The organism is Halomonas getboli, assembly GCF_023094245.1.
In the GTDB taxonomy this organism is placed as follows: domain Bacteria; phylum Pseudomonadota; class Gammaproteobacteria; order Pseudomonadales; family Halomonadaceae; genus Halomonas; species Halomonas getboli.
This window is the reverse complement of sequence record NZ_JALMEW010000014.1, coordinates 3,154-5,080: the sequence shown is the minus strand read 5'-3', so window position 1 is coordinate 5,080 and position 1,927 is coordinate 3,154. Positions and strand designations below refer to the sequence as shown.

At 55.5% G+C, this 1,927-nt stretch carries 1 tRNA gene and 1 rRNA gene; both read left to right on the top strand.

Annotated elements, in window-relative coordinates:
• Positions 1-238: 238 nt before the first annotated feature.
• A 16S ribosomal RNA gene (locus MYL53_RS17155) occupies positions 239-1,776 on the top strand.
• Positions 1,777-1,848: 72 nt separating this feature from the next.
• A tRNA-Ile gene (locus MYL53_RS17150) sits at positions 1,849-1,925 on the top strand.
• The last annotated feature ends 2 nt before the right edge of the window (positions 1,926-1,927 follow it).

Genomic DNA, 1,927 nt, shown 5'->3' with positions numbered 1-1,927 from the left:
CGCGCCGATCACGTAGAATACGCCTTCCTCGCAGGGCGCCGGCCGAACGGCCAGGCAGATGCGAGACGCTCTTCTCTTCGTTGAGTCGAGCTGCTCTTTAACAATCGATCAGATAATTCATGTGGGCGCTTGTCGGGATGTCGGTGACCAGTCACTAGATATCAAGACAAGCGACTCGTCAAAGAGACGTTTGAATCTTGAACCAGGTTTGGTTCCACCTTAGGAACTATCAAGCTTTTAACTGAAGAGTTTGATCATGGCTCAGATTGAACGCTGGCGGCAGGCCTAACACATGCAAGTCGAGCGGAAACGATCCTAGCTTGCTAGGAGGCGTCGAGCGGCGGACGGGTGAGTAATGCATAGGAATCTGCCCGATAGTGGGGGATAACGTGGGGAAACCCACGCTAATACCGCATACGTCCTACGGGAGAAAGCAGGGGATCTTCGGACCTTGCGCTATCGGATGAGCCTATGTCGGATTAGCTAGTTGGTGAGGTAACGGCTCACCAAGGCCGCGATCCGTAGCTGGTCTGAGAGGATGATCAGCCACATCGGGACTGAGACACGGCCCGAACTCCTACGGGAGGCAGCAGTGGGGAATATTGGACAATGGGCGAAAGCCTGATCCAGCCATGCCGCGTGTGTGAAGAAGGCCCTCGGGTTGTAAAGCACTTTCAGCGAGGAAGAACGCTTGCGGGTTAATACCCTGCAAGAAAGACATCACTCGCAGAAGAAGCACCGGCTAACTCCGTGCCAGCAGCCGCGGTAATACGGAGGGTGCAAGCGTTAATCGGAATTACTGGGCGTAAAGCGCGCGTAGGCGGCTTGATAAGCCGGTTGTGAAAGCCCCGGGCTCAACCTGGGAACGGCATCCGGAACTGTCAGGCTAGAGTGCAGGAGAGGAAGGTAGAATTCCCGGTGTAGCGGTGAAATGCGTAGAGATCGGGAGGAATACCAGTGGCGAAGGCGGCCTTCTGGACTGACACTGACGCTGAGGTGCGAAAGCGTGGGTAGCAAACAGGATTAGATACCCTGGTAGTCCACGCCGTAAACGATGTCGACTAGCCGTTGGGGTCCTCGAGACCTTTGTGGCGCAGTTAACGCGATAAGTCGACCGCCTGGGGAGTACGGCCGCAAGGTTAAAACTCAAATGAATTGACGGGGGCCCGCACAAGCGGTGGAGCATGTGGTTTAATTCGATGCAACGCGAAGAACCTTACCTACTCTTGACATCGAGCGAACTTTCCAGAGATGGATGGGTGCCTTCGGGAACGCTCAGACAGGTGCTGCATGGCCGTCGTCAGCTCGTGTTGTGAAATGTTGGGTTAAGTCCCGTAACGAGCGCAACCCTTGTCCCTATTTGCCAGCGATTCGGTCGGGAACTCTAGGGAGACTGCCGGTGACAAACCGGAGGAAGGTGGGGACGACGTCAGGTCATCATGGCCCTTACGAGTAGGGCTACACACGTGCTACAATGGCCGGTACAATGGGCTGCAATCCCGCGAGGGGGAGCTAATCTCATAAAGCCGGTCTCAGTCCGGATCGGAGTCTGCAACTCGACTCCGTGAAGTCGGAATCGCTAGTAATCGTGAATCAGAATGTCACGGTGAATACGTTCCCGGGCCTTGTACACACCGCCCGTCACACCATGGGAGTGGACTGCACCAGAAGTGGTTAGCCTAACTTCGGAGGGCGATCACCACGGTGTGGTTCATGACTGGGGTGAAGTCGTAACAAGGTAGCCGTAGGGGAACCTGCGGCTGGATCACCTCCTTAATCGACGACGTCACCGGCACCCGGCAAGTGTCCACAATGAATTATCTGATCGGCCAGAGCAAAAGACTGTTTGGGTCTGTAGCTCAGTTGGTTAGAGCGCACCCCTGATAAGGGTGAGGTCGGCAGTTCAAGTCTGCCCAGACCCACCAAA